Annotated in this window: 21 protein-coding genes; 6 read left to right on the forward strand and 15 right to left on the reverse strand. The window is 55.0% G+C overall.

The annotated features are described in order from the left end of the window. Window positions 1-3: 3 nt before the first annotated feature. From sirB2 to hemA, 4 genes are read right to left on the reverse strand one after another with little or no spacing between them, the layout of a single operon-like run. Window positions 4-396 carry an invasion regulator SirB2 gene (gene sirB2 / locus C3451_RS08815; protein WP_045621910.1) on the reverse strand — a complete coding sequence of 131 codons (393 nt, stop codon included), beginning with the start codon at window positions 394-396 and terminating at the stop codon, window positions 4-6. Next, window positions 393-1,223 carry a peptide chain release factor N(5)-glutamine methyltransferase gene (gene prmC / locus C3451_RS08820; RefSeq protein ID WP_063139217.1) on the reverse strand — a complete coding sequence of 277 codons (831 nt, stop codon included), beginning with the start codon at window positions 1,221-1,223 and terminating at the stop codon, window positions 393-395. Before prmC ends, sirB2 begins: the two co-directional genes overlap by 4 nt. Next, window positions 1,223-2,305: a peptide chain release factor 1 gene (gene prfA, locus C3451_RS08825; RefSeq protein WP_124304292.1), complete on the reverse strand. Its 1,083-nt coding sequence runs from the start codon at window positions 2,303-2,305 to the stop codon at window positions 1,223-1,225. The genes prmC and prfA overlap by 1 nt, the downstream gene beginning before the upstream one ends. 41 nt (window positions 2,306-2,346) lie before the next feature. Further along, on the reverse strand, window positions 2,347-3,603 hold the full coding sequence (hemA, locus tag C3451_RS08830; RefSeq protein ID WP_003856666.1) for a glutamyl-tRNA reductase: 1,257 nt from the start codon (window positions 3,601-3,603) through the stop codon (window positions 2,347-2,349). 201 nt (window positions 3,604-3,804) lie between these two features. On the opposite strand from hemA, the gene lolB reads away from it, so the two are divergent. The 4 genes from lolB to dauA all read left to right on the forward strand — a co-directional run bounded on the left by lolB (window position 3,805) and on the right by dauA (window position 8,159). Then, complete coding sequence (gene lolB, locus C3451_RS08835; protein WP_045621912.1) at window positions 3,805-4,416, forward strand: lipoprotein insertase outer membrane protein LolB; 612 nt, start codon at window positions 3,805-3,807, stop codon at window positions 4,414-4,416. Continuing rightward, window positions 4,413-5,282, forward strand: a complete 870-nt coding sequence (gene ispE / locus C3451_RS08840) for a 4-(cytidine 5'-diphospho)-2-C-methyl-D-erythritol kinase (RefSeq protein WP_032624093.1) — start codon at window positions 4,413-4,415, stop codon at window positions 5,280-5,282. The genes lolB and ispE overlap by 4 nt, the downstream gene beginning before the upstream one ends. A gap of 125 nt (window positions 5,283-5,407) precedes the next feature. Further along, complete coding sequence (gene prs, locus C3451_RS08845; protein ID WP_003856663.1) at window positions 5,408-6,355, forward strand: ribose-phosphate diphosphokinase; 948 nt, start codon at window positions 5,408-5,410, stop codon at window positions 6,353-6,355. A gap of 124 nt (window positions 6,356-6,479) precedes the next feature. Next, entirely contained in the window at window positions 6,480-8,159 is a 1,680-nt protein-coding gene (dauA, locus tag C3451_RS08850; RefSeq protein ID WP_045308283.1) for a C4-dicarboxylic acid transporter DauA, read from the forward strand. Here the strand turns inward: dauA and C3451_RS08855 are convergent. Next, the gene (locus C3451_RS08855) at window positions 8,145-9,203 is read right to left on the reverse strand and encodes a MerR family transcriptional regulator (RefSeq protein ID WP_045621913.1); all 1,059 of its coding nucleotides are present in this window, start codon (window positions 9,201-9,203) and stop codon (window positions 8,145-8,147) included. The genes dauA and C3451_RS08855 overlap by 15 nt on opposite strands. A gap of 120 nt (window positions 9,204-9,323) precedes the next feature. Then, window positions 9,324-9,599, reverse strand: coding sequence for a stress-induced protein YchH (ychH, locus tag C3451_RS08860; protein ID WP_022648382.1), 276 nt, complete (start codon window positions 9,597-9,599; stop codon window positions 9,324-9,326). A 274-nt stretch (window positions 9,600-9,873) separates the two neighbouring features. On the opposite strand from ychH, the gene pth reads away from it, so the two are divergent. Continuing rightward, window positions 9,874-10,458 carry an aminoacyl-tRNA hydrolase gene (gene pth / locus C3451_RS08865; protein WP_063139216.1) on the forward strand — a complete coding sequence of 195 codons (585 nt, stop codon included), beginning with the start codon at window positions 9,874-9,876 and terminating at the stop codon, window positions 10,456-10,458. A gap of 126 nt (window positions 10,459-10,584) precedes the next feature. Then, window positions 10,585-11,679 carry a redox-regulated ATPase YchF gene (ychF, locus tag C3451_RS08870; RefSeq protein WP_010432886.1) on the forward strand — a complete coding sequence of 365 codons (1,095 nt, stop codon included), beginning with the start codon at window positions 10,585-10,587 and terminating at the stop codon, window positions 11,677-11,679. Window positions 11,680-11,749: 70 nt separating this feature from the next. Here the strand turns inward: ychF and comJ are convergent, their stop codons facing one another. The 9 genes from comJ to C3451_RS08915 form a co-directional block, all read right to left on the reverse strand. Further along, a complete protein-coding gene (comJ, locus tag C3451_RS08875) occupies window positions 11,750-12,256 on the reverse strand; it encodes a competence protein ComJ (RefSeq protein ID WP_223861993.1) in 507 nt (168 codons plus the stop codon). Between the two features lie 347 nt (window positions 12,257-12,603). Beyond that, window positions 12,604-12,828 carry a hypothetical protein gene (locus C3451_RS08880; protein WP_023330151.1) on the reverse strand — a complete coding sequence of 75 codons (225 nt, stop codon included), beginning with the start codon at window positions 12,826-12,828 and terminating at the stop codon, window positions 12,604-12,606. Between the two features lie 11 nt (window positions 12,829-12,839). Further along, window positions 12,840-17,342 carry an RHS repeat-associated core domain-containing protein gene (locus C3451_RS08885; RefSeq protein ID WP_063139215.1) on the reverse strand — a complete coding sequence of 1,501 codons (4,503 nt, stop codon included), beginning with the start codon at window positions 17,340-17,342 and terminating at the stop codon, window positions 12,840-12,842. Window positions 17,343-17,345: 3 nt separating this feature from the next. Next, the gene (locus C3451_RS08890; protein WP_022648394.1) at window positions 17,346-17,786 is read right to left on the reverse strand and encodes a DcrB-related protein; all 441 of its coding nucleotides are present in this window, start codon (window positions 17,784-17,786) and stop codon (window positions 17,346-17,348) included. A gap of 206 nt (window positions 17,787-17,992) precedes the next feature. Continuing rightward, window positions 17,993-18,499 carry a hypothetical protein gene (locus tag C3451_RS08895; RefSeq protein ID WP_223861961.1) on the reverse strand — a complete coding sequence of 169 codons (507 nt, stop codon included), beginning with the start codon at window positions 18,497-18,499 and terminating at the stop codon, window positions 17,993-17,995. Between the two features lies 1 nt (window position 18,500). Then, a complete protein-coding gene (locus C3451_RS08900) occupies window positions 18,501-21,083 on the reverse strand; it encodes a type VI secretion system tip protein VgrG (RefSeq protein WP_045621068.1) in 2,583 nt (860 codons plus the stop codon). 84 nt (window positions 21,084-21,167) lie between these two features. Beyond that, window positions 21,168-21,584, reverse strand: coding sequence for a hypothetical protein (locus C3451_RS08905; RefSeq protein ID WP_223862212.1), 417 nt, complete (start codon window positions 21,582-21,584; stop codon window positions 21,168-21,170). A gap of 52 nt (window positions 21,585-21,636) precedes the next feature. After that, window positions 21,637-22,398, reverse strand: a complete 762-nt coding sequence (locus C3451_RS08910; RefSeq protein ID WP_074142914.1) for an Accessory protein — start codon at window positions 22,396-22,398, stop codon at window positions 21,637-21,639. After that, window positions 22,395-23,861, reverse strand: a complete 1,467-nt coding sequence (locus C3451_RS08915) for a hypothetical protein (RefSeq protein ID WP_063139214.1) — start codon at window positions 23,859-23,861, stop codon at window positions 22,395-22,397. Before C3451_RS08915 ends, C3451_RS08910 begins: the two co-directional genes overlap by 4 nt. Between the last annotated feature and the right edge of the window lie 13 nt (window positions 23,862-23,874).

A 23,874-nucleotide genomic window follows, 5' to 3' on the forward strand; every position in this document is an offset into this window, starting at 1 on the left:
GACTTACCCCAGTAACGGTATTCTTGTGGTGGCGAGTTTAATGATGATGTACAGCACCACCAGACCCAGCAGAAAAGCGATAAACCCTGTCTGCTGGCTGCGCGGACGATGACGCCCAAGCGCGATAAAACCCAAAACGATGTAGATGATAACGCCAAACAGCTTTTCAGTCAGCCATAGGCCTTTATCAGTAAATGGCAGATAGCCGGTCTTCCACATTAACCCGGCTCCGGAAAGGAACAGCACTGTGTCGATACCGTGTGGGGCGATACGTACCCAGCGGGCGTTAATCAGCGGATTATTGCTGTAGCGCCACCCGTAGCGGACAATGAAAAAGCCGATGGTCAGGGCAACGGAAACCAGGTGAACGGAGATCAGCAGCGCAAACAGGCTCATGACCACTGCCCCAGCGTCAGACGTTCATTGCCGCCGTAATCCCGGCAGGTTTCCACGGCGGCGTATCCGGCACGCGTAAACAGTGCTCGCACCGCCTCTCCCTGCGTCCACCCATGTTCCACCAGCAGCCAGCCACCGGGAAGCAAATGTTGCCGTGACGTTGTCACAATGTGATCGAGATCCGCAAGTCCCTGATTCGCAGCGACCAGCGCGGTCAACGGTTCAAAACGCACGTCGCCCTGCGCGAGATGCGGATCGTCTTCGTCGATGTAGGGCGGATTGCTGACAATCATTTCGAACATGCGGCTTTCAAGCGCGGCAAACCAGCTGCTTTGCAGAACGGAAACATTGTTCAGCCTCAGCCGTTCAACGTTGCGCCGCGCGAGGGCGACCGCATCAGGCATCACGTCTACCGCCATCACGGTGCAGTCCGGCCGCTCGCTGGCAAGTGCCAGCGCAATCGCACCGGTGCCGGTACCCAGATCGAGGATCTGACACGACTGCGCCGGTAACCGCGCCAGCGCCTGCTCCACCAGACACTCGGTGTCCGGGCGCGGGATCAGCGTCGCCGCTGAAACATACAGCGGAAGTGACCAGAACTCGCGCTCGCCAACCAGATGCGCCACCGGCTCGCCGGTTTTACGGCGGGCGAGCAGTGCCTCCAGCTGCGATAGCTGTTCAGCTGTCAGTTCGGTTTCGCCGAAAGCCAGCAGATACGTGCGGGCTTTACCCGTCACATGCTCAAGCAGAATTTCGGCGTCCCGCTTCGGGCTTTCACTTTCTGAAAGTTCACGGGCCGCCTCACGTAACCAGCGCTGAAAATCCATTAATCCTGCTCGGACAGCGCCGCCAGCTGGTCGGCCTGGTATTCCTGCACGATAGGCTCAATCAGCATATCGAGCTTGCCTTCCATTGCCTCATCCAGACGGTAGAGCGTCAGGTTGATGCGGTGGTCGGTTACGCGCCCCTGCGGGAAGTTATAGGTGCGGTTACGATCGCTACGGTCGCCGCTGCCCAGCAGGTTACGGCGGGTAGAGGCCTCCGCCTGCTGGCGTTTCGCCCTTTCCCCCGCGTGGATACGGGCACCCAGCACGGATAACGCCTTAGCTTTGTTCTTGTGCTGGGATCGCTCGTCCTGACACTCAACCACAATCCCGGTGGGCAGGTGAGTAATACGGATAGCGGAGTCGGTGGTGTTAACGTGCTGACCACCCGCCCCTGAAGAGCGGAAGGTGTCGATGCGCAGATCCGCCGGGTTGATATCCGGCAGTTCCGCTTCCGGCAGCTCGGGCATGACCGCCACCGTACAGGCCGAAGTGTGAATGCGTCCCTGAGATTCTGTCGCAGGCACACGCTGCACGCGGTGACCACCGGATTCAAACTTCAGCCGACCATAAACGCCGTCGCCGCTGATTTTGGCGATAACCTCTTTGTAGCCGCCATGCTCGCCTTCGTTGGCGCTCATGATCTCCACGCGCCAGCGGCGTGATTCCGCATAACGGCTGTACATACGGAACAGATCTCCGGCGAACAGCGCCGCTTCGTCGCCGCCGGTACCGGCGCGGACTTCCACAAAAGCGTTACGCTCATCATCCGGATCTTTTGGCAGCAGAAGGACCTGAAGCTGCTGCTCCATCTCTTCTGACCGTGCTTTAGCGTGCTGCAACTCTTCCTGGGCCATCTCGCGCATTTCAGGATCGTCGAGCATCATCTGCGCGGTTTCGATATCTTCCTGGACCTGTCGCCAGTCGGTAAAGCATTTTGAAACATCACTTAACTGCGCGTATTCACGCGACAGCGCGCGAAAACGTTCCTGGTCGGCAATGGTCCCGGCATCGCCGAGCAGCGCCTGGACTTCTTCATGGCGCTCGTGCAGAGCTTCCAGTTTAGCGACGATAGAAGGCTTCATAGGCGTAAATGCACCTTGTCTTAGAAAATGGGTATAGGGCGCTATTCCAGCCCGAGGCTGTTGCGCAGAATAGTCAGGCGTTCATCGTCCCCGTCACGGGCAGCCTGCTGAAGAGATTTGGTTGGGGCATGGATCAGGCGGTTGGTCAGTTTCCAGGCTAAATCCTGCATAATCGCCTGCGCGTCGCCGCCCTGTTCAAGGGCCGCTAACGCTTTGGCCGTCAGGTCATCACGCACCTGCTCCGCCTGACCGCGGTATTCGCGGATGGTCTCGCTGACGCTTTGCGCGCGCAGCCAGGCCATAAATTCGCTGGTTTCCTGTTCAACGATGGTTTCCGCCTGCACAGCCGCCGCCTTACGCTGGGCAAGGTTGTGCGAAATGATGCTTTGCAGGTCATCCACGCTGTACAGGTAGGCGTTCGCCAGTTTGCCCACTTCCGGTTCGACATCACGCGGAACGGCGATATCCACCAGCAGCATCGGCTGATTGCGGCGGGATTTCAGCGCACGCTCGACCATCCCTTTCCCGATAATCGGCAGCGGGCTGGCGGTAGAACTGATAATAATGTCCGCCTCTTTCAGACGTTCATCGATGTCGCTCAGCGCAATCACCTCAGCGCCCACTTCATCTGCCAGCACCTGCGCACGTTCGCGGGTGCGGTTAGCGATGATCATCTTCTTCACCTTGTGTTCGCGAAGATGGCGCGCCACCAGCTCGATGGTTTCGCCCGCCCCCACCAGCAGTACGGTGACGGTCGACAGCGATTCAAAGATTTGACGGGCAAGAGTACAGGCCGCGAAAGCAACCGAAACCGCACTGGCGCCAATGTCGGTTTCGGTTCGCACACGCTTCGCCACGGAGAATGACTTCTGGAACATTCGCTCCAGTTCGCTGGCTTTCAGATGCCCTTTCTGGGAATCCGCGAAGGCTTTTTTCACCTGGCCGAGGATCTGCGGCTCGCCCAGCACCAGCGAATCCAGACCGCTGGCAACACGCATCAGATGGCTGACCGCATCGTTATCCTGATGCCAGTACAGGCTGTTGCGCAGCTCTTCTTCGTTGAGGTTGTGATAGTCACATAGCCAGCGGATCAGCGCCTCGTGCAGGTTGTCCTGCTCTTCCACGCTTAAATAGAGCTCGGTACGGTTGCACGTCGACAGCACCACGCCACCCTGCACCATCGGCTGTGCAAGCAGGCTATCCAGCGCCAGGTCGAGCGTATCCGGCGAAAACGTAACGCGTTCTCGCAGTGAAACCGGGGCCGTTTTGTGGTTAATACCGAGTGCTAATAGGGTCATGTTGAGCGGGAGTAGTACCAGCGTTAATAAGGTTAGCAGGTCGCATCATACAGGATGCGCGAGATCAATAAAAGAGACTGCCCCCTTTCGGAGTAATAGCTTACGCCGCGCTTTGAGATAATTTGAACGTAGACGGTGGCACCCTTCAACGCTAGCATTAACAGTTATAACTGCAACGTATCTCAAGGATTTGTCATCATTATGACCCGAATGATTCGCCTGCTGCCTCTGGCGGCCCTGGTTCTGACCGCCTGTTCCGTTCATCAGCCGAAAGGCCCGGGCAAAAGCCCCGACTCACCGCAGTGGCGTCAGCACCAGCAGGATGTGCTGAAATTAAGCCAGTACCAGACCCGCGGTGCATTTGCATATCTCTCTGACGAACAAAAAGTTTATGCTCGCTTCTTCTGGCAGCAAACGGGGCAGGACAACTATCGCCTGCTGCTGCTCAACCCGCTGGGCAGCACCGAGCTGGAGCTTAACGCGAAGCCTGGCGAAGCGCAGATCACCGATAACAAAGGCCAGCACTACACCGCGACCGACGCCGAAGAGATGATTGGCAAACTGACCGGGATGCCGATTCCGCTCAATAGTCTGCGCCAGTGGATCCTTGGCCTGCCGGGTGACGCCACCGACTATACGCTTGATGAACAATACCGTCTGAGCCAGGTTAACTACACCCAGGGCGGTAAAACCTGGAAAGTGGTGTACAGCGCGTATGACAGCAAGACGCAACCATCGCTGCCGTCCAATATGGAGCTGACGCAGGGTAGCCAGCGTATCAAGCTGAAAATGGATAACTGGATCGTTAAATGATGACCCACTGGCCCTCTCCCGCAAAACTGAACCTGTTTCTCTACATTACCGGGCAGCGCGCTGACGGCTATCACACCCTGCAAACCCTGTTTCAGTTTGTCGACTACGGCGACACGATCTCAATCGAACCGCGTCAGGACGGGCAGATTTGCCTGTTGACGCCAGTCGACGGCGTGGCGCATGACGATAACCTGATCGTGCGCGCTGCCCGCCTGCTGATGAAAACGGCGTCGTCGTCGGGTCGTCTGCCAGCGGGAAGCGGTGCGGATATCCGTATCGACAAACGCCTGCCGATGGGCGGCGGTCTTGGCGGCGGTTCGTCAAATGCTGCAACCGTTTTGGTGGCGCTTAACCATCTGTGGGGCTGCGGTCTGACAACGGACGAGCTGGCAGCGTTAGGGTTGACGCTGGGCGCCGATGTACCAGTGTTTGTGCGCGGCCACGCGGCGTTTGCTGAAGGGGTGGGCGAAATCCTCACGCCGGTCGATCCGCCGGAAAAATGGTATCTGATCGTTCACCCTGGCGTGAGCATTCCTACCCCGGTCATCTTTAAAGATCCTGACCTGAAAAGAAATACCCCGGTACGGTCAATAAAAACGTTATTAAATTGTGAATTCAGCAACGATTGCGAGGATATCGCAAGAAAACGTTTTCGCGAGGTTGATGCGGTGCTTTCCTGGCTGTTAGAATACGCGCCGTCGCGCCTGACCGGTACAGGGGCCTGTGTCTTTGCTGAATTTGACACCGAATCCGCCGCCCGTCAGGTGCTTGAGCAAGCGCCGGACTGGCTGCATGGTTTTGTAGCACGCGGGATGAACACCTCCCCCCTACAGCAGGCCATTCTGGCGCAGACTGAGTTTCGGTGACAACGTCACCCTGTTCCAGACGTTGCATCGCGCTCTATAATACACCGCCTGGATAGCGTTTGCTTAGGCCCCGCAGTTTGCGGCGAACGCTATCCACCACTGGACGCATGCCTGAGGTTCTTCTCGTGCCTGATATGAAGCTTTTTGCTGGTAACGCCACCCCGGAACTAGCACAACGTATTGCCAACCGCCTGTACACTTCCCTCGGCGACGCCGCTGTAGGTCGCTTTAGCGACGGCGAAGTCAGCGTACAAATTAACGAAAATGTACGCGGTGGTGATATTTTCATCATCCAGTCCACCTGTGCTCCAACGAACGACAACCTGATGGAATTGGTTGTTATGGTCGACGCGCTGCGTCGCGCTTCTGCTGGCCGTATCACTGCTGTTATTCCTTACTTTGGCTATGCACGTCAGGACCGTCGCGTCCGTTCCGCGCGTGTGCCAATCACCGCTAAAGTTGTCGCAGACTTCCTCTCCAGCGTCGGCGTTGACCGCGTACTGACGGTCGACCTGCACGCAGAGCAGATCCAGGGCTTCTTCGACGTGCCGGTTGATAACGTTTTCGGCAGCCCAATCCTGCTGGAAGACATGCTGCAACTGAATCTGGACAACCCGATTGTGGTTTCTCCAGACATCGGCGGCGTGGTACGTGCTCGAGCTATCGCGAAGCTGCTGAACGATACCGACATGGCGATCATCGACAAACGCCGTCCGCGTGCTAACGTTTCTCAGGTGATGCACATCATCGGTGACGTGGCTGGCCGCGACTGCGTGTTGGTGGACGACATGATCGATACCGGCGGTACGCTGTGTAAAGCCGCTGAAGCGCTGAAAGAGCGTGGTGCGAAACGCGTATTCGCTTACGCAACTCACCCGATCTTCTCCGGCAATGCGGTAAACAACCTGCGTAACTCCGTCATCGACGAAGTTGTGGTGTGCGATACCATCCCGCTGAGCGACGAGATCAAAGCGCTGCCAAACGTGCGTACGTTGACTCTGTCCGGGATGCTGGCCGAAGCGATTCGTCGTATCAGCAACGAAGAATCGATCTCCGCAATGTTCGAACACTGATCGAACACGGCCAAAAAACCCGCTACGGCGGGTTTTTTTGTTTATAGTATTTATTTGTATGACTTATGCCTCCTTCACCTGCCATTCATATGACAGATGATGCGCACACGGATGATAGATAATTGTGAAAAACGTAACCTCCTCACATGTTCTGCCCTTTCGCGCCCTCATCGACGCCTGCTGGAAAGAGAAATACACGTCGTCACGCTTTGTTCGTGACCTGATAGCCGGGATCACCGTCGGGATTATTGCCATCCCGCTGGCGATGGCACTGGCGATTGGTAGCGGCGTCGCGCCGCAGTACGGGCTGTACACCTCAGCCGTTGCGGGGATTGTGATTGCGCTGACGGGCGGGTCCCGCTTCAGCGTCTCCGGCCCAACTGCCGCCTTTGTGGTGATCCTCTACCCGGTTTCCCAACAGTTTGGTCTGGCAGGCCTGCTGGTTGCCACCCTGATGTCCGGCATCTTTTTAATTCTGTTCGGTCTGGCCCGCTTTGGTCGCCTGATTGAATATATTCCCCTTTCCGTGACGCTGGGGTTCACCTCGGGGATTGGGATTACCATCGGGACCATGCAGATTAAAGATTTCCTCGGCCTGCAAATGGCCCATGTTCCGGAGCACTACTTACAGAAAGTGGGCGCGCTGTTTATGGCGTTGCCGACGGCCAACCTGGGCGATGCAGCCATTGGCATCGTTACCCTCGGCACACTCATCGTCTGGCCTCGCTTAGGCATTCGTCTCCCGGGGCATCTCCCCGCTCTGCTGCTGGGCTGCGCGGTGATGGGCGTCGTCAACCTGCTCGGTGGACAGGTCGCCACCATTGGCTCCCAGTTCCACTATGTTCTGGCGGATGGCTCACAGGGTAACGGTATTCCGCAGCTGCTGCCGCAGCTGGTTCTGCCGTGGGACATGCCGGGCTCCAGCTTCACCCTGAGCTGGGATTCCCTTCGCGCTCTGCTGCCTGCCGCGTTCTCCATGGCAATGCTGGGCGCGATTGAATCCCTGCTCTGCGCCGTCGTGCTCGACGGCATGACCGGCACAAAGCACAAAGCCAACAGCGAACTAGTCGGTCAGGGCTTAGGGAACATCGTTGCACCGTTCTTCGGCGGTATTACGGCTACGGCTGCGATTGCCCGTTCCGCCGCGAACGTACGTGCGGGCGCGACATCACCGGTTTCCGCGGTCATTCACTCCCTGCTGGTGATCATGGCGCTGCTGATCCTTGCCCCGCTGCTTTCATGGCTTCCACTCTCGGCCATGGCTGCGCTGCTGTTGATGGTGGCTTGGAATATGAGTGAGGCGCATAAGGTGGTGAATCTGCTGCGCCGTGCGCCGAAAGACGACATTATCGTGATGCTGATCTGCATGTCGCTGACCGTGCTGTTTGATATGGTTATCGCTATCAGCGTCGGCATAGTGCTGGCCTCGCTGCTGTTTATGCGCCGCATCGCGCAGATGACGCGTCTCTCTCCGGTTAACGTTGAGGTGCCTGACGATGTGCTGGTGCTGCGCGTGATTGGCCCGCTGTTCTTCGCCGCGGCGGAAGGTTTGTTCAGCGATCTGGCGTCCCGCATCGCGGGCAAACGGATTGTGGTGCTGAAGTGGGATGCCGTCCCGGTGTTGGATGCCGGCGGTCTGGATGCCTTCCAGCGCTTTGTTGCCCGCCTGCCGGAAGGCTGCGAGCTGCGGATCAGTAACCTCGAATTCCAGCCCCTGCGCACCATGGCGCGCGCGGGCGTGCAGCCGATCCCTGGCCGATTGTCCTTCTACCCTAACCGTGAAGCTGCATTAGCGGATCTGTGAGTCATCTGATGCAGAGACACGTCTTTGCATCATCACCCCGATCGCCTGCTGGAGCCATTCAAGCACGGCAGGCGTCATCCACGTGCCTTTCATCAGATGCGGCTCCTGCTGCATGGCGAGACGAAATTTTTGCTGGGTCTGCGGGTTTGTTCCCGCATAGGACTGGAATAAAACCAGCCACTTTTCTGCCAGCTTTTGCGCATCGTCAGAAGCGGGACTGAGATTATCCCGCTGCGCCTGATGCAGCTTCGCCACCAGCGGCGGCCATTCCATCATCCGGTCAAAGTAGTGCGCCCGGGTAAAGGCCATCTCTTCGGCAGTGAGATATTGCTCCCAGATGCTGAGCTTTGATTCGGCAAACGCCCGCGTGATGTAATCCGTAATCTCCGGCGTAATGCCGGTTTGCTCCTGCATCTGCGGCTCCCCGCTGTGCATTTCGTTCAGACGGGTCAAAAATTCCGGTTTGCCTGCGGTATCCTGTTCCAGGCGTTCCATCCACCGTGAAGCCAAATCGGTCGCCCGCGCGTCCGTGACGCTGACGTTCTGTTCCAGCAAGTGTTTAACCTCCGTCACCAGACCCGACCAGATATCCGCCAGCGCCTCTTTCTCTACCGCAAACGGCAGTTGCTGCAACTCTTCTTTGCTAAACCAGCGATCGTACATATTCATTAACTCCAGAGTCTGTAGCCAGGATTCCAGATCCGGCGTCGCATCGTCAGTCAGCCCGGTACGCAATTCCACCAGCCGGTTGCGCAGCGTATGGATGCTACGCAGTTGCTTGTCCAGCAAAGTGATTTGCCCGTCGAGTAATTCCGCTAATGACAGCGAACGCTGTTCCAGAAAATCCCTGATTTCGGCAAGCTCCAACCCGGCTTTTGCCAGCGTCTGGATCATATGCAGACGCTGCACATCCGCCAGGTTGTAAAGCCGGTAGCCTGCCGCGCTTCTGGCAGAAGGTAACAACAGCCCTGTTTGCTCGTAGTGATGCAAAGTCCGCACGGTAATCCCAGCACGTTTCGCCAGTTCACCCACCTGAATCAACATAACGGCTCCTTTTGTTCTGCCAGTGTCGCTACTCTGAAGCCTTACGTTACGTGAGGGTCAATGCGTCATGCAAAAAAAAACGACTTCAGATGAAGTCGTTTCGGTGTTCTTTATGGGGCACTAGCCGTGCTTATGCTGGTCGCGGCGGCATCGTTTATCGTAATGGCGCACCCACCAGTATTTATCGCAGACTTCCTCATGTCCGCTCACGCGCGCCCCGGCGAGCCACAATACCGCACCGAGGAAGATACTCAGCACCGCGCCATGCGCAAAGTATTGTGGGAGGTCAAGCTGCGGTAATTGGTTTAAAATTGAATAACCGACACCGGCGACCATCACGAACAGTCCCAACCCCATTAGCACGTTACCGAGCATTGAAGCGTTTTTGCGTTTCATATGTCACCTCCGGAACTTTGGGTTGTCAGGGGAAAAACCCCTTCTCCTTGTGTGTAAAGTATAGACAACGCCACTTATATGAGTTGCGTGAATGATCACATTTACAGATAACTCCCGGACAAAAATTTACAAATAAGACATTGAACAGCTTGAAATTCTAATTGTTCAAAGAAGAAATTATTCGCATTTCGGTGTACAGCAGGCAGAACTTTGTCAAGCGGCGCGCCAGACAGTAAACTACGCGCCAGATCTGGAACCCATTAGGAAGTAAATCGTGACGATTAAACTGATTGTCGGCCTCGCCAATCCGGGCGCAGAGTATGCCGCTACCCGCCATAACGCCGGCGCCTGGTATGTTGATCTGCTGGCGGAACGTCTGCGCGCTCCCCTGCGTGAAGAACCCAAGTTTTACGGGTTTACCTCACGCATCAATCTTGCGGGTGCTGACGTGCGGTTGCTGGTGCCAACCACCTTTATGAACCTGAGCGGCAAAGCCGTGGCGGCTATGGCAGCGTTTTATCGCATCAATCCGGATGAGATCCTGGTGGCCCACGACGAACTGGATCTGCCGCCAGGCGTGGCGAAGTTCAAGCTGGGCGGCGGTCATGGCGGCCACAACGGCCTTAAAGACATCATCAGCAAACTGGGTAATAACCCTAATTTCCACCGTTTGCGCGTGGGAATCGGCCATCCGGGCGATAAAAACAAAGTTGTTGGTTTCGTACTGGGTAAACCACCGGTTTCTGAGCAGAAGTTGATTGACGAAGCGGTGGACGAAGCGGCCCGCTGCACCGAGATTTGGCTTCAGGACGGCCTGACGAAAGCCACCAATCGACTGCACGCTTTCAAAGCGCAATAATCGGCACCATGGGGCTTTTTTACCGCGCGTCGTGCGGGTTACGTGTATAATAGGCGTAGTTATTTACTTTTCTTCAATCGGTTATCGTTAACGGATTGATTATCAAGATATTAAGGTGATTTAGAAATGGGATTCAAATGCGGTATCGTCGGTCTGCCAAACGTGGGCAAATCCACCCTGTTCAACGCGCTCACCAAGGCAGGTATTGAAGCGGCGAACTTCCCGTTCTGTACCATCGAGCCGAACACCGGTGTTGTTCCTATGCCCGATCCGCGTCTGGACCAGCTCGCGGAAATCGTGAAGCCGCAGCGCATTCTGCCAACTACCATGGAGTTCGTGGACATCGCGGGCCTGGTAAAAGGCGCATCCAAAGGTGAAGGCCTGGGCAACCAGTTCCTGACCAACATCCGTGAAACCGAAGCGATCGGCCACGTTGTGCGCTGCTTCGAGAACGACAACATTATCCACGTTAACAACAAAGTGGATCCGGCTGACGACATCGACGTCATCAACACCGAGCTGGCCCTCTCTGACCTCGACACCTGCGAGCGCGCCATTCACCGCGTGCAGAAGAAAGCCAAAGGCGGCGACAAAGACGCGAAAGCGGAACTGGCTGCCCTGGAAAAATGTCTGCCACAGCTGGAAAACGCGGGCATGCTGCGCGCGCTGAAAAACCTGACTGAAGAAGACAAAGCGGCGATCAAATACCTGAGCTTCCTGACCCTGAAGCCAACCATGTACATCGCCAACGTTAACGAAGACGGTTTCGAGAACAACCCGTACCTCGACAAAGTGCGTGAAATTGCCGCGGCTGAAGGTTCTGTGGTTGTTGCCGTGTGCGCGGCCGTTGAATCTGATATCGCCGAGCTGGACGATGCCGACCGTGAAGAGTTCATGGCCGAACTGGGTCTGGAAGAGCCGGGCCTGAACCGCGTGATCCGCGCGGGCTATGAGCTGCTGAACCTGCAAACCTACTTCACCGCTGGTGTAAAAGAAGTGCGTGCATGGACCATCCCTGTCGGTGCGACTGCGCCTCAGGCGGCTGGTAAGATCCACACCGACTTCGAGAAAGGCTTCATTCGTGCGCAGACTATCGCGTTTGAAGACTTTATCACCTACAAGGGTGAGCAAGGCGCGAAAGAAGCTGGCAAGATGCGTGCTGAAGGGAAAGACTACATCGTTAAAGATGGCGATGTGATGAACTTCTTGTTTAACGTCTGATTAGTTTTGAATTAAAAAAATCCACGCTTTGGCGTGGATTTTTTTCGTTCTTATTTAGTTATTATTAACGTTAAAAAACACCTTCTTTGAGTGGATTATCTTTTTTTCCGCCCCAAGGGTCGTCTAATAAAAACTTAGCTGTGACAGTGTCTTTTTCCGGCACAAGAGTGAAATTGTAATAAATTTCATCCCCTTCACAAATCTCATAATAGAGCGAATACGTTTTGTTGGTTACATTTATGTTTATGTCAAATTTCTCTGTCGCAGAAGCCACCTGAAGCTTATTTTTATCTGTAATAAAAAATGGCACTACAATGCAGCGTTGAGCATTTTCATCTAAATTAAAAGTATTTTCTATTTTAATATTTACGTTTGCTCCAAATGCGTCCTCAGGTAAAGGATCAAAAATAACATAATCTTTATGAATCACAGCGCCTTGAGATACATTACCTTTACCCCACTGGCTCAGTTTTTCATCATAGTCTCGTGATCGTAGCAATATTTGACGATGTGAAATCAGTAGGTCAACATGTTGACTATATCTATGCCTCATTATGTAAAAAAGACTATTTTTCATATTCTTCTATCGTTTTTGTTGCTATGTACATATCTTCTCTTTGAGGATTGATTGACCATAAAGATAGCGATTATTACGCAAGGATGCCCCCATAACTGAAGTTGACAAATGCTAATTGAGTAAAAAATTCGTTGTAATTATGCTATATAAATAAAAACGAGCGGTTTGTCACCGAGTTTAGCAATGAAATTAACTATACAACAATAGTTACGTACAAAATAAAACAATAACTATTTTAAAATATTAATTAATTACAACTATAGAATATAGTAAGCTACAATTTCAACGCTATCAATTATACAACTCCTGATTTTTTGGCTGTAAAATATCCCCCCTGCATAAAACTATTAATCCTTTGAAAAAAAGGGCTTATTTTTCCCTTCTCTAGTCTGAGTGGCAACAATAACTTCATAAGCATCTCTTTCACTTCTTTGTGCTTTCAATGCTTCTTCGGATGTAATTTTCGACTCTTTATCAATCATAGCAATAGTTCCAGCATCATATCGGATAAAATATTCATTATCTCTTTTAATTATGTCAATGCCAAAACCAGTAAAAATAACTTCACTCATTTTTCGTACCTCTATTTGTTTATAATCGGTGTAATCAAAGCATCACCGACAGGCGTTTGATCTATTACGGCTTCAGGGATCCCTCCTGACGTCTTACCTCCAGGAACCCAAAAATCATTAGCCCCTCCCTCGTTGCCTGAAGGCATCCTAAGCCCTTGAGGTTTAAGGATATCTATTCGGACCGGTGAATCGCCAAGATCTCCAGGGTCTAATCCTAACATTTTCTCTAACTTCCCGACATCTCCGCCAGCTTTCTTAATAATGTTATCAGCAACTGATTTTGGCATCACAAAATGACCAGATGGAGGGCCAATCTCAGCTCTATTCACTCCCCATGCAATTTTAGAAATACCATCATTAAATAAAGCAAGATGTTGCTTAACATAAGAAGGGTCTAGATAGTTCGTTGGGTTTGGCCGATTGGGCTTCGTCGTGCCTTTTAAAGAATTATACGCCTTTGCTGCCCAAGCCCTACTTGAGAAAACCCCTTTTGTTTTATTCTGGAAATCATTCCAGCTATTTCTGCACGATAACCCCCACGGATCCACCCACCCCAGCGCATTCGGCGCATACTGGTAAAGGTTTATTCCCCCCGCCAGCCCTATCGGGTCCTGCTGCGTAAACCGTCCGCAGTCCGGGTCGTAATACCGGAACAGATTGTAGTGCAGCCCTGTCTCACGGTCCAGGTATTGCCCCTGCATGCGCAGGTTCTGAGAATATCCTGATACCTGCGTTTCGCTTTCCCGCAGCAGTTTGCCCCAGGCGCTGTTCACCCCTTCCCAGCGCACCTGCCCTTCGCTATCAGTCATCCGCTCCGGTGTGCCGTTGGGCTGACAGTGGAACCAGAAGATTTCCGGGGCATCAACGCCGTCAATTCGTGCCAGCGGATCGTAGCTGTCCTGATCGCTGTAGACGTAGGTCAGCGGCACGTCCCCGTGCACCTCCTGCAACAGCCGGAACCCTTCCCAGACAAACCGCGTGGTGACCGGCTTGCCGGTTGGCTGCCCGCCCAGCATCTGGCGGCGCGTTTTGCTGATGCGTCGCCCGAGCGGGTCATAGCGGAAGCTGACCTGCGTCTGCGGCCTGTTGCGGTCCCGCGGCTGGCTGATGACCTCCGTCAGGCGGTGCTCGCCGTCGTAGCGGTAGTGCCAGCGGGTCTGGCCGTTATCCTTCTCCACGGTGCGGCCATGGATGTCATAGCACCAGCGAATGCCGTTCAGCTGCGTCAGGCGGTTGTGCGTGACTTTCTCAGCAGCCCCCTCAAGCGGGTTACCGGCCGCATCCCAGCGCCACTGCTCCTGACCGGGCAGCGTGCCGTCCTGAACGAGCAGGCGCCCTGCGCTGTCGTACTGCCAGCGGTACCAGCTGAACGGGTTATCGTCCCGCTCTTCGCGGACAAGATTATTGCGATAGTCGTAATCCCAGCGGCGGGACCAGCGGCGCGGCGACGGGCGCTGGGCATTGCCGGTAAAAACGTCCCGGCGATGCAGTCGGCCAAGGCGGTCGTATTCGCTGCGGGTGGTCAGCAGCCCCTGCGTACGGCTGGTTTCACGATGGAGTTCGTCGCGGGTAAAGTCGGAGACCGACAGCTTATCAAGGGCAATGCTGAGCAGATGCCCGCTACCGTAATAGAATTGTTTCAGCTCCCGGCCATCGGGCAGCGTGACGGAGGTGCGGTTACCGAGGGCGTCATACTCCCACGCCAGCTCTCCGTGTTCGCCCGTTTCGCGCGTGACGCGTCCAGGCGCGTCATACTCAAACACAAGCTCCTGCTCGGCTTCGGCGCTCCAGGCATCGGCTGAAAGCGCAGGATGCAGTCCAATCCGGCTCAGAAGGCCGGACGGGGTGTAGTGGTAGCGCGTCTGCCCCTCCGGCGTGGTGCGGGCGACCAGCTGGCCGCTCGCGCTCCAGGCGAAGGAATGGGTAATGGCCTCCGGATGTCCGGCGGCAAAGGTGCGCGCTATCGTACGCCCGCAGGCATCGTAGCGATACTGCGAGGCCACGCCATCCAGCCCCACCTCTTCCAGCAGCAGCGAGTCTGCGCCCCAGCGGAACTGATACGCTTCGCCGTTTTCGTTTTCCAGGGCAATCAGACGCCCGCGGCTGTCCCAGCGGCGGCGCACCTCTTCACCCTGCGTATTACGGGTGGCGGTTAAGCGCCCTGCCTCGTCGTATCTGAACTCGCTCTCTTTCCCGTCGGCGCCCGCATGCTTCACCGGCAGGCCACGTTCGTTCCATTTGAGAGATTCCGTCCACCCTTCCGGGCGATCGAGCTGCACCGGACGCCCCGCGGCGTCGTAGCGGTAACGCGTCTCTTCGCCGTCGGCGCTTATCTCAGCCACCAGCCAGCCCAGCGGATGATAACGGTATTGTGTCACACGGCCCGAACAGTCCGTCGCACGCACCATCTGCCCGGCCTCGTTGTACTCCTGGTAACGGCTGTTCCCGGCGGCATCGACTTCTTCCACAACCTGACCAAACTCGTCCCGACGCAGCAGCGTGGTCTGCCCCATCGGATCCACCACGCGTTTCAGCCCGTGATGTTCGTCATACAGGAACCGGGTGGCGCTACCGTCGGCTTCGATGATGGACGCCGGAAGCGCACGGTGCTCCAGCCAGGTGGTGGTGCGGGTATTGCCGTCGGCGTCGATCTCCTGCACCCGGTTGCCCATCTCGTCATAGACGAAGGTAACGGCATTACCCAGCGGATCGATGCGACGCGTGAGGAGTTCGTTGTCATCCCACTCGTAGCGCCAGTTCTCACCGCGCTCGTCAACGTAGCGAACAATCAGGTTTTGCGCGTTCCAGTAATGCTTTCGCGTCTGACCGTCGTAGTGATCGACGGTCGTCAGCCCGGCGGCTAAATCGTAGCTAAAGCGACAGCCGTCGCCGGTGCTGGTGCGGTTTTCCACCACGCGCCAGTGGTCGAATTTTTGCCAGCGGTATTCGCTCTCCAGCCCGCCCGGCAGACGGTGCCAGACCATCAGGCCATCATCGTTATAACGGTATTCACGGGTAACCACGCCGGAGGCATCCGTTGCGCTGGCCAGCTGGCCGCGCGCGTCATACCCCCACTGCATCAGCGGCCATGTCTGGTTGCCGTCAAAATGGCTCGCCGAGGTAACGCGCTGCGGGAAACGTTCATTTTCATAACGCAGAGTGACGTCGATCGCCCGCGGCTCATCGTGCAGACCGACCAGCCGCCCGTGTTCATCCCATTCTGTCAGCAACGCGTTGCCGTACTCGTCGCTGAGGGAGGCCAGGCGCAGGATGGCTGGGTTGGCGCGGGTCGGTTTATACAGACGCCACACCGCGCCGTCATCGTCGGCAATCGCCACGTCGCCGCTCTCATTGCGGCGGATGATAATGCCTTCGCTGATGCTGTAAAACGCGCGGTCGACCGGCGGCAGTTCAAAGCTCAGCTCGCGCCCGGTTTCATCGAACCAGGTGGCGTTGTTTTCTTCCAGCGTCAGATAGCTGTCAAAGGTGGTAGCCCAGCCCAGACCAAACAGCCCTTCGCGGGTGGTCAGGCTGTTGTAGCTGCGTTGCCAGCGTAGCGGAAAGCGCCCCGGCAGCGAGAAATCGAGTTCGTCGTCGTCATTCAGCACCTTCACGCCGGTAGCGGCGTGAACCGGGTGCGAGGAGCCGAACACGGCGTTGACGGCCATATCAGCCAGCATCCCGCCACCGGCAGCAGCCAGCGCGCAGGGCATGTTTTTCAGGATCTTGCCCGGACGCCCGCGCAGCAGGGAGAGCGCAATCATCCCCAGCGCCAGGCCCGGCGTTTTGCCGCTTTTAATATCGCGAACTGTGAGGGTGTCGCCGCCGATGATCACGTTCGGGGAGACGTCGTCGGAAACGGTGCCTTCGCAGGTGGTGCGATCTTTTGCACGCACCGCGGGCTGCCCGTTGATAAAGACGCTTTTCGAGCCTTCCGCCAGATACTGCGGCCCGGAGTGTTTCTCGCACGCCACCTTGTCTTCTTCCAGCGGCGAGGTCCCGGCAGCGGCAGAGGCCACGCTCGGCTGCCACATTTCGCTGCCGAACTGTCCGGCAGCGGCAAGCAGCATGCCCGCGTAGTCGGCAAAGCTGCCCGGAGACTGCGGCTCAGGGGAAGGAGTATCGGCAGGCGTCAAGGTCCCGGCTGCGCGTGCAGCGGGGATCGCATTGGTAAGAACGTTGCTGGAACCGGTAGTGATCTTACCCGCAGGCGACGGCGGGAAAAGCGCGTTGCCCAGCCCTTCAGCGGCGTTGCTGATATCGTCGGTGATCCCCGCAACGTTCGCCAGGACACCCCCAATAATGCCGCTCAGCAGACAGCTGGATCCGATCGCCGCCACGCCTGCGGCTGCCGCCCCGGCTCCCAGCAGTGGCGCCGCCACGGTAGCTGCTGCCCCCACCGCCGCGCCAATCACCGCATAGGCGGCACCTTCCGCCACAATGCTGGTTATATCAGCAAAAATGCTGGAGTGAATAATCTCGTCGCCCTTACGGGCCGCGTTGTTATCGCTCATGCCTTACACATTCCGGTTGTCGTTTAGCGTCAGACTTTGCTTCAGTGCGCTCCAGCGCGCCTCGTCCTCTTCCGTAAAGGCTTTTAAGGCCGAGAGGGTAAAAATCATCAGTACCGGTTTGCCCGGCGTCTGCACGGCCAGCTGTTTTTGCCACAGGCGCTGGCCGTTACGGTCAAAGGTGGTCTCAACTTCCAGTCCGCTAATGTTTCCGTCTGGCCCGGCTTTTACGTGCTGAAATTCGCTCTGGGCGATCTCCCCCATCTGAGGGCGCAGGACTTCCCACTGACGGTGGAACTCTTGTTCGTAATCGCTACCATCCGGGATGACGCCGCGGCTGACCACTACAGATAACCCGCTTTCGTCATCGCGAATAATGTTCATGCTGTTATCCTGCCAGGCAGCAGGGAAAAGGGAAAACGAACCTTCCTGGAGGGTGTATTTCATAAGTGAACTCGGGATGATATTAGAAAAATAAGATTAAAAGCGCTAAAGTTTATACAGCCAATATTAATTACTGCTTAGCGACTCAGAGGGACAAGATCATTACAACGTTAGCACTTTCTTTTTTTCCGCAAAAACTTTAGGGGCAGCGATATTATTGGCCGTTTGATAATTATCTTCTTTCACAGCCCGTAAAGTTGCCTCGCAACTTAATGTTCGTAGCGTGACATAACTACCCTGCTCAGGCATTCCTGATTCAGAACTGGAAAGCTAAATGCCCATGCCAGCCCGCGTTCATCGGTAGGAGTGCGATATCCAACTGATTGTCCCGGCGTGTTTCCGCGAGGGATATTAGACAATTTCAGATCTGGAAAATGAGATTTGACTTGTTCAAGAGTAATACATGGATGATTAATTACGAAAGAAATCAAAGATACGCTGTTATCGCCATTTCCCCATAAACGAACATCCACATCGCTGATCCGTGTGCCATCAGTTAACGTAAAGGGAGCTGAAGTATAACGGTCTTCTTTCTCCTGTGTATTATTAATCAGCGGTTGGTTAAACAGTTTACTGACATCCTCAACTTGTTTACCCCACACTGATTTCATTTCTTTGATCATTTGCCACAACGAATCTTGATTCATTTTATTATGCCCTGCATAGGTAAATGCTGAAAATAGTGGAAGAACAATGAGGAATGTAGCTTTAATCATCCTACTTTCCATAGAATCCTCCATAGTAATCATTATAATTTAAATTTGTCCCTGAGGCTATTTCGCCTTTACCATACACTTTTCCTATTGCTTTGGCTGCATCAATGCGAGATAACTCACCGCTCACCATTTTATCATATGCAGAATTATATGCTTTTAGGTTTTCGGCACTTCCCGCTATATCAATATCAATACCGCCGTTTGCAAGGATCTCGCGTTGTATTTTAATGTTATTCAGCGTTGCTCCACCTTCATCCATAAGCTGGCTGTTGATGAAGTTTTCCTTACTCGAAGAATCTACCGCAACAGGATAAGTTGCATGCCCTGCCTCATGTGCCAGAGTTTGCACAGTTGTGGCTGTATCCTCCATGTGTTCAGGGTCCATGACAATCAATTTGTTATTTGTATCAGCGTAACTCCCCCCTCCTGCGGCTCCCGGCTGAATAGCCCACCCTTTATCTTTTAGATCTTTTAATTGTGTCTGAAGCGTTGGTGACTTATTGATTTCCTTAACTACATCTTCACTGAAGGGCATCACATCAGAGTTGTAGGAATTATTTTGATAAACGTAACTCCCTTTTAATGGTGGAGCTGCTGCAAATTTTGTTGTTGGTTTTGGTCTGGATGCTGCTGGCGCTGAAACTGCGGGAGCCGGATTCTTAGCACTTTTATTAGGAGAAAACTTCTCCTGCACCGCCGCATCAATATCCCCTTTATGCCCCGATCCCGGTGCCGTTGTGCCCGGCTTGGTTCCCGAGGTATTCAGGTGCAGCTTACCGCCCGTGGTGATATACCCATCCCCCTCAACGAAAAAGTTAAATTCTTTGCCAATCAGGTTAATTTTGCCGTTAGCGTTAAGCTCAATAGCACTCTCACCCGAGACCAGCCGCAGCTTCGTCCCGGAAGCAATGACATACTGCTCTACCGCTGCATCCAGCTTGCCTTTTCCCGTCAGGATCTCGGTTCCGCCTTTCACGGCCTGGATCTGGTTCGCTTCAACACGATGCAGCTCATTTTTCTTCACGTAATGGCTGCGCGCGCCACCAACGCTGTGCGTTTCATCATTCTTAACGCTGGTGTCCATATTACGCTCAGCCTGGATCCACACCTGCTCTGCGCCCGCCTTGTCCTCAAAGCGCAGGGCGTTGGCGTTGTCCACGGAACCGTCTTTTGTCCGGCTCATAAAGCCCATCTGCGTTGCCGCAGCCGGCAGCGCCCACGGCGGCATGCTGGCTTCGTTATACACGCGGCCGGTGATAATCGGTCGGTCCGGGTCACCGTTGATAAAGTCCACCACCACCTCATCGCCGACGCGCGGGATCTGCACCCCGCCGTAGCCCTGGCCCGCCCAGGCGCTGGAGACACGCACCCAGCAGGAACTGGTGTCGTCACCCTTCGCCAGACGGTCCCAGTGGAACTTCACCTTCACGCGGCCATATTTGTCCGTCCAGATACTCTCCCCCTGCGGCCCCACGACTTTCGCCGTCTGCGGGCCGTAGGTCCGCGGCCACGCCGTGCTCTGCGCCGGACGGTACGACACCGCCGCCGGGATAACGGTGAAATCGGTGCGGTGAATGGTTTCCCCCTCGCCGCTCGCGTATCGGTTCTCCTCGAAGTGGTAACCCGCCGCCGTCACCAGATACTCACCGTTGTCGCTGAAGAACGGCGCGTTGGTCAGGGTAAAGATGTGGCCCGGCGCAATGCCCGCCGCCGTGGCCGTCGCCTGAATCTGCTGATGCTCCACCTGCCAGCGCTCCTGACGGATACGGGCGTAGAACTCCGCATGGCCTGTCTCCACAAAGCGGCCCGGCCAGTCGTACACGTCGATGCTGCCCGGTTTCGGTGACGCCGGGTTCTGCTGCGCCTGGAACAGCCACGCGTTCGGCTTGCGAAAGTCGTAATCATCGAGGCTGTAAATCCCCGGCGTCACGCTGTCCTCCAGCGCCCACTGGCTGATGCCCTCTTCATCCGTACTGCCGCCGGACGGCGTCTGATGGTAAGGAATGACCTCATAGCCGCTGAACGGCTGATGCTGCGTCGCGGCGTCGGTCAGTACCAGGGTGTGCTTGTCCGCCTCGTGGCTGAAGTGATACGCAATCCCCTCCAGCTCCATCAGGCGGCTGATGAAGTCCAGGCTCGACTCCTGATACTGCACGCAGTAGTCCCACACCCGGTAGCTGCCGGTGAGTTTGTCTTCAAGGTTAACCTGATGCTCACCCAGCAGGGTTTTGACAATCTGTGGTACCGTCTGGCCCTGGAAAATCCGCAGGTTACGGTCGCGCTTCATCGGCCACAGGTCCGGCTCCACCGTCAGCTGGTAGACCGCATAGCGGGTGCCCGTCAGCTCCACGGCGCTCACCGCCACGCGCGTCACCTTGCCGTTGATATAGCGGGGGGTAAGCAGGTTCTGGGTGGGGATGGTCACCGTGACCGGCTGACCCAGCAGCCTGCTGCGGTCAAGGCGTGCATCCGTGCCGAGCAGGGTCAACGTCAGCGCGAACGACTCGGACATCGCCTCGCGGCCGGAGAGTTTCCAGAAAAGCAGCCCCTCAACCGGGAGCTGAACGGTAATTCGGTTGAGCATAATCTTTATTCCGTAATGGTTTATGCTGAGAATATTTTTAACGAAATGCTTTTTTAAACGTGAATGTTCTGGTTATTGGCCGTCTTACTCTTTAACCGGGGGCCTTTCCCCTTCATATTTATAAATCCACAGGGAATAGATTTTCAGAAACTCTGACAAAATGAGTAAAAATCCATTTAGCCAGACATTCATCACGCCCGTGAAACTTAACACCATGGGGAAAAGGGAAACTGAGTAGCGAAATCCAACCAGACGCAGTATTTCCTGGTAGAGCGCCAGTCTGCTCGCGTATAAATTCCGGGCGAAGAAGCACCATGCTGAGGCAATAAAAGAGAGTAACAACAAGAAATCGAGAATAAAGAAAAGAATAACCAGAGCGCTATACCCACCAGCAGACAGCGTGTTCACAACCGTACTGAAGGCGTGTATATCGGAAATAAAAGGGATCCTGTCATGTCGCACGGACTGGGCACAATAGAGCACAATGGCCAGGGCATCCATGCATCCCCAGAAAACGAAAACCTTATCTCTGGCGTTCATGACAGTTGAGCAATCACTTAACCGGCGCGGGTGGCCATTCGCCCCCCTTCTGGATGAGCTTCTCTTTTATTTCGTTTAATTTCTCGTATTGCTCACTGCCTCGGTCAAGTCCATTCAGCGCGTCCGCGAGCGCATTGCTCATCGACCAGCCATTTTTGGCCTTAATTGACGGATCCGCTCCCCGATCGAGCAGCAACAAGACATGATCGTATGACTGGTTATCCAGCGCATCAAACACCAGCGTTTTATCCAGTGAGTTGGTTGAGTTGACGTCAGCACCGCGATCGAGCATGGCTTCCAGCGTCTCTGTATTTTTCGCTTTAAGCGACTGGAAGACGATCGGTTCGTGGAAAACCTTATCTTTCACGTTGGGTGAGAGGCCACCGTCCAACATCGCGTCGATCCAGTCCGCACTGTCTCCCTTTAGGGCAAATTCAGCAGGACTGCTTTTTCCCTGCGGTCGAGGCTGGAGCGGATCTGCGCCATCCTTAACTAGCAACGTAATCACCTTTAAATGGCTCGACGTTTTTTTATCATTAATTGCGTTGCCAAGGGCCCAGAAAAGCAGGGTCATATCCTGCTTTCCTGGTTGATTAAGGTCGCTGTCTGGCGCAAGCGTCTTCACCGCATCGACGTCGCCTTCCTCAATCGCTTTCGCCAGTTCAAGCTGCTGGCCGCTGAAGTAGTCCTGTGGATTAAGGTCCATATCCTGCTTACACCCCTGAATCATGAATAAAAAACATAACGCGACAAAAGCCATCAACCCTTTTTTCACAATCGACTCCCGATTATCGAAATATCCTCATCCTTCTGTTGCTCTATGCAATCAATCGCTTGATTAATTCCGTGGCGGTCCAGCGCGCTTCCGGTTCCACCGGGAAGAACATGGGGTATTCCGGCAGCATTAGGGCTCAGCGCAGAGATTTCCTCTTTGAGGATCCACGAAGGGACATGCCCTTTCATCATTTTCAGATCTTCCCAGGGGTTAACTTCCTGAATCTTCGTCAGCAGTTCACCTTCAACCCGATACGCCTGGATATTATCCGTACTGCCTAATATCTTACCGCCGTATTTTTCTACGGTTCCGGCATTGAGGCCGGCGGCGTTAAACGTCCACCCCGCTTTCCCGCTGCCCATAGAGGTTGCAGAGGCGAGACCACCGCCAAGGGAATGACCGGCAATATCAATATTCTGCCCTGACCTTGCCAGCTCCTTACCGATACTCACGGCCTTTTTATAATAATCTGAAGCCATACCCATGCCCTGTGAGAAGTTATTCGACCAGTCAGCCCCGTTTACCACCGGCGCCAGTTCCCCTTTGGTCAGTAGAGAGGAGACATTCTCAGACAGAGAGGCGAAACCAGGCTCGCGCGATCCCCTGAATACCAGCGTGGGGTTCATATCTGCACCAAACACTTCCGGCTTCGGTTGATAGACGCGCGCCAGAAAATTGGGGGACGTATCATCGTCAAAGAGCATGGATTTGTTCAGCCCGAACTTTCCTAACAGCGCATCGTCATTACTGATATCTGTCCATCCCTCCGGCACGCCCGGTGTGGTTTCCAGCGGGTTCACGGTCTTATAAATATTTTCCGCAAGCTTCGCTTTTTCCACCGCGATATTATTCGCCGCCAGACGTTTCGCGGCGATCTGGGCATCCGGATAAAGGCTATTGCTCCCCTTCGCAATCAGATCCTTACGCGCCTGCCAGCGTTCTGCTTTGGTCATATTCTGAAGCTGCCCGGCATAGGTTTTACCGTCCTTGCCGGGAGTAGGTTCATCCGGCACCTGTGCCGTTTTAGATTTCACTACCTGTTTTGGCAGTACCGTTGGCGCAGGGCGAGATCCGTACGTTCTCACCATGGTTTCGTAGCGGTCAACAATCGTACTCACCGGATACCAGCCCAGGCCGACCAGCGAGGCAGCCTGGAGTTGCCCTTTGGCGTTGATATAAAAAATTTCCGTTACTGATGACCAGTCACGAAAACTTTCGTCAATGGCAACCACTCTGCCCATCTCTAAATCCTGCGCGATCAGCGTGCGGGTATCGCGCCCGGACTGATAAGGATTCGCACCGGTGATCGTGCGCAGCAGATCGTAGCGCGTGAAGAACGAGCGCAGCGAATGGTCGGGAACCGACATAATCCACTGTCCGGCAACGGACGGGCGGATTATTTTCGCAAACAGCGCTGGCGAGACGTTCTCGTGGAACAGATAGACAAACTTGATGTTATACATTCGCTCCGTCCTG

The organism is Enterobacter sp. 301B (assembly GCF_003850715.1).
GTDB lineage: Bacteria > Pseudomonadota > Gammaproteobacteria > Enterobacterales > Enterobacteriaceae > Enterobacter > Enterobacter intestinihominis.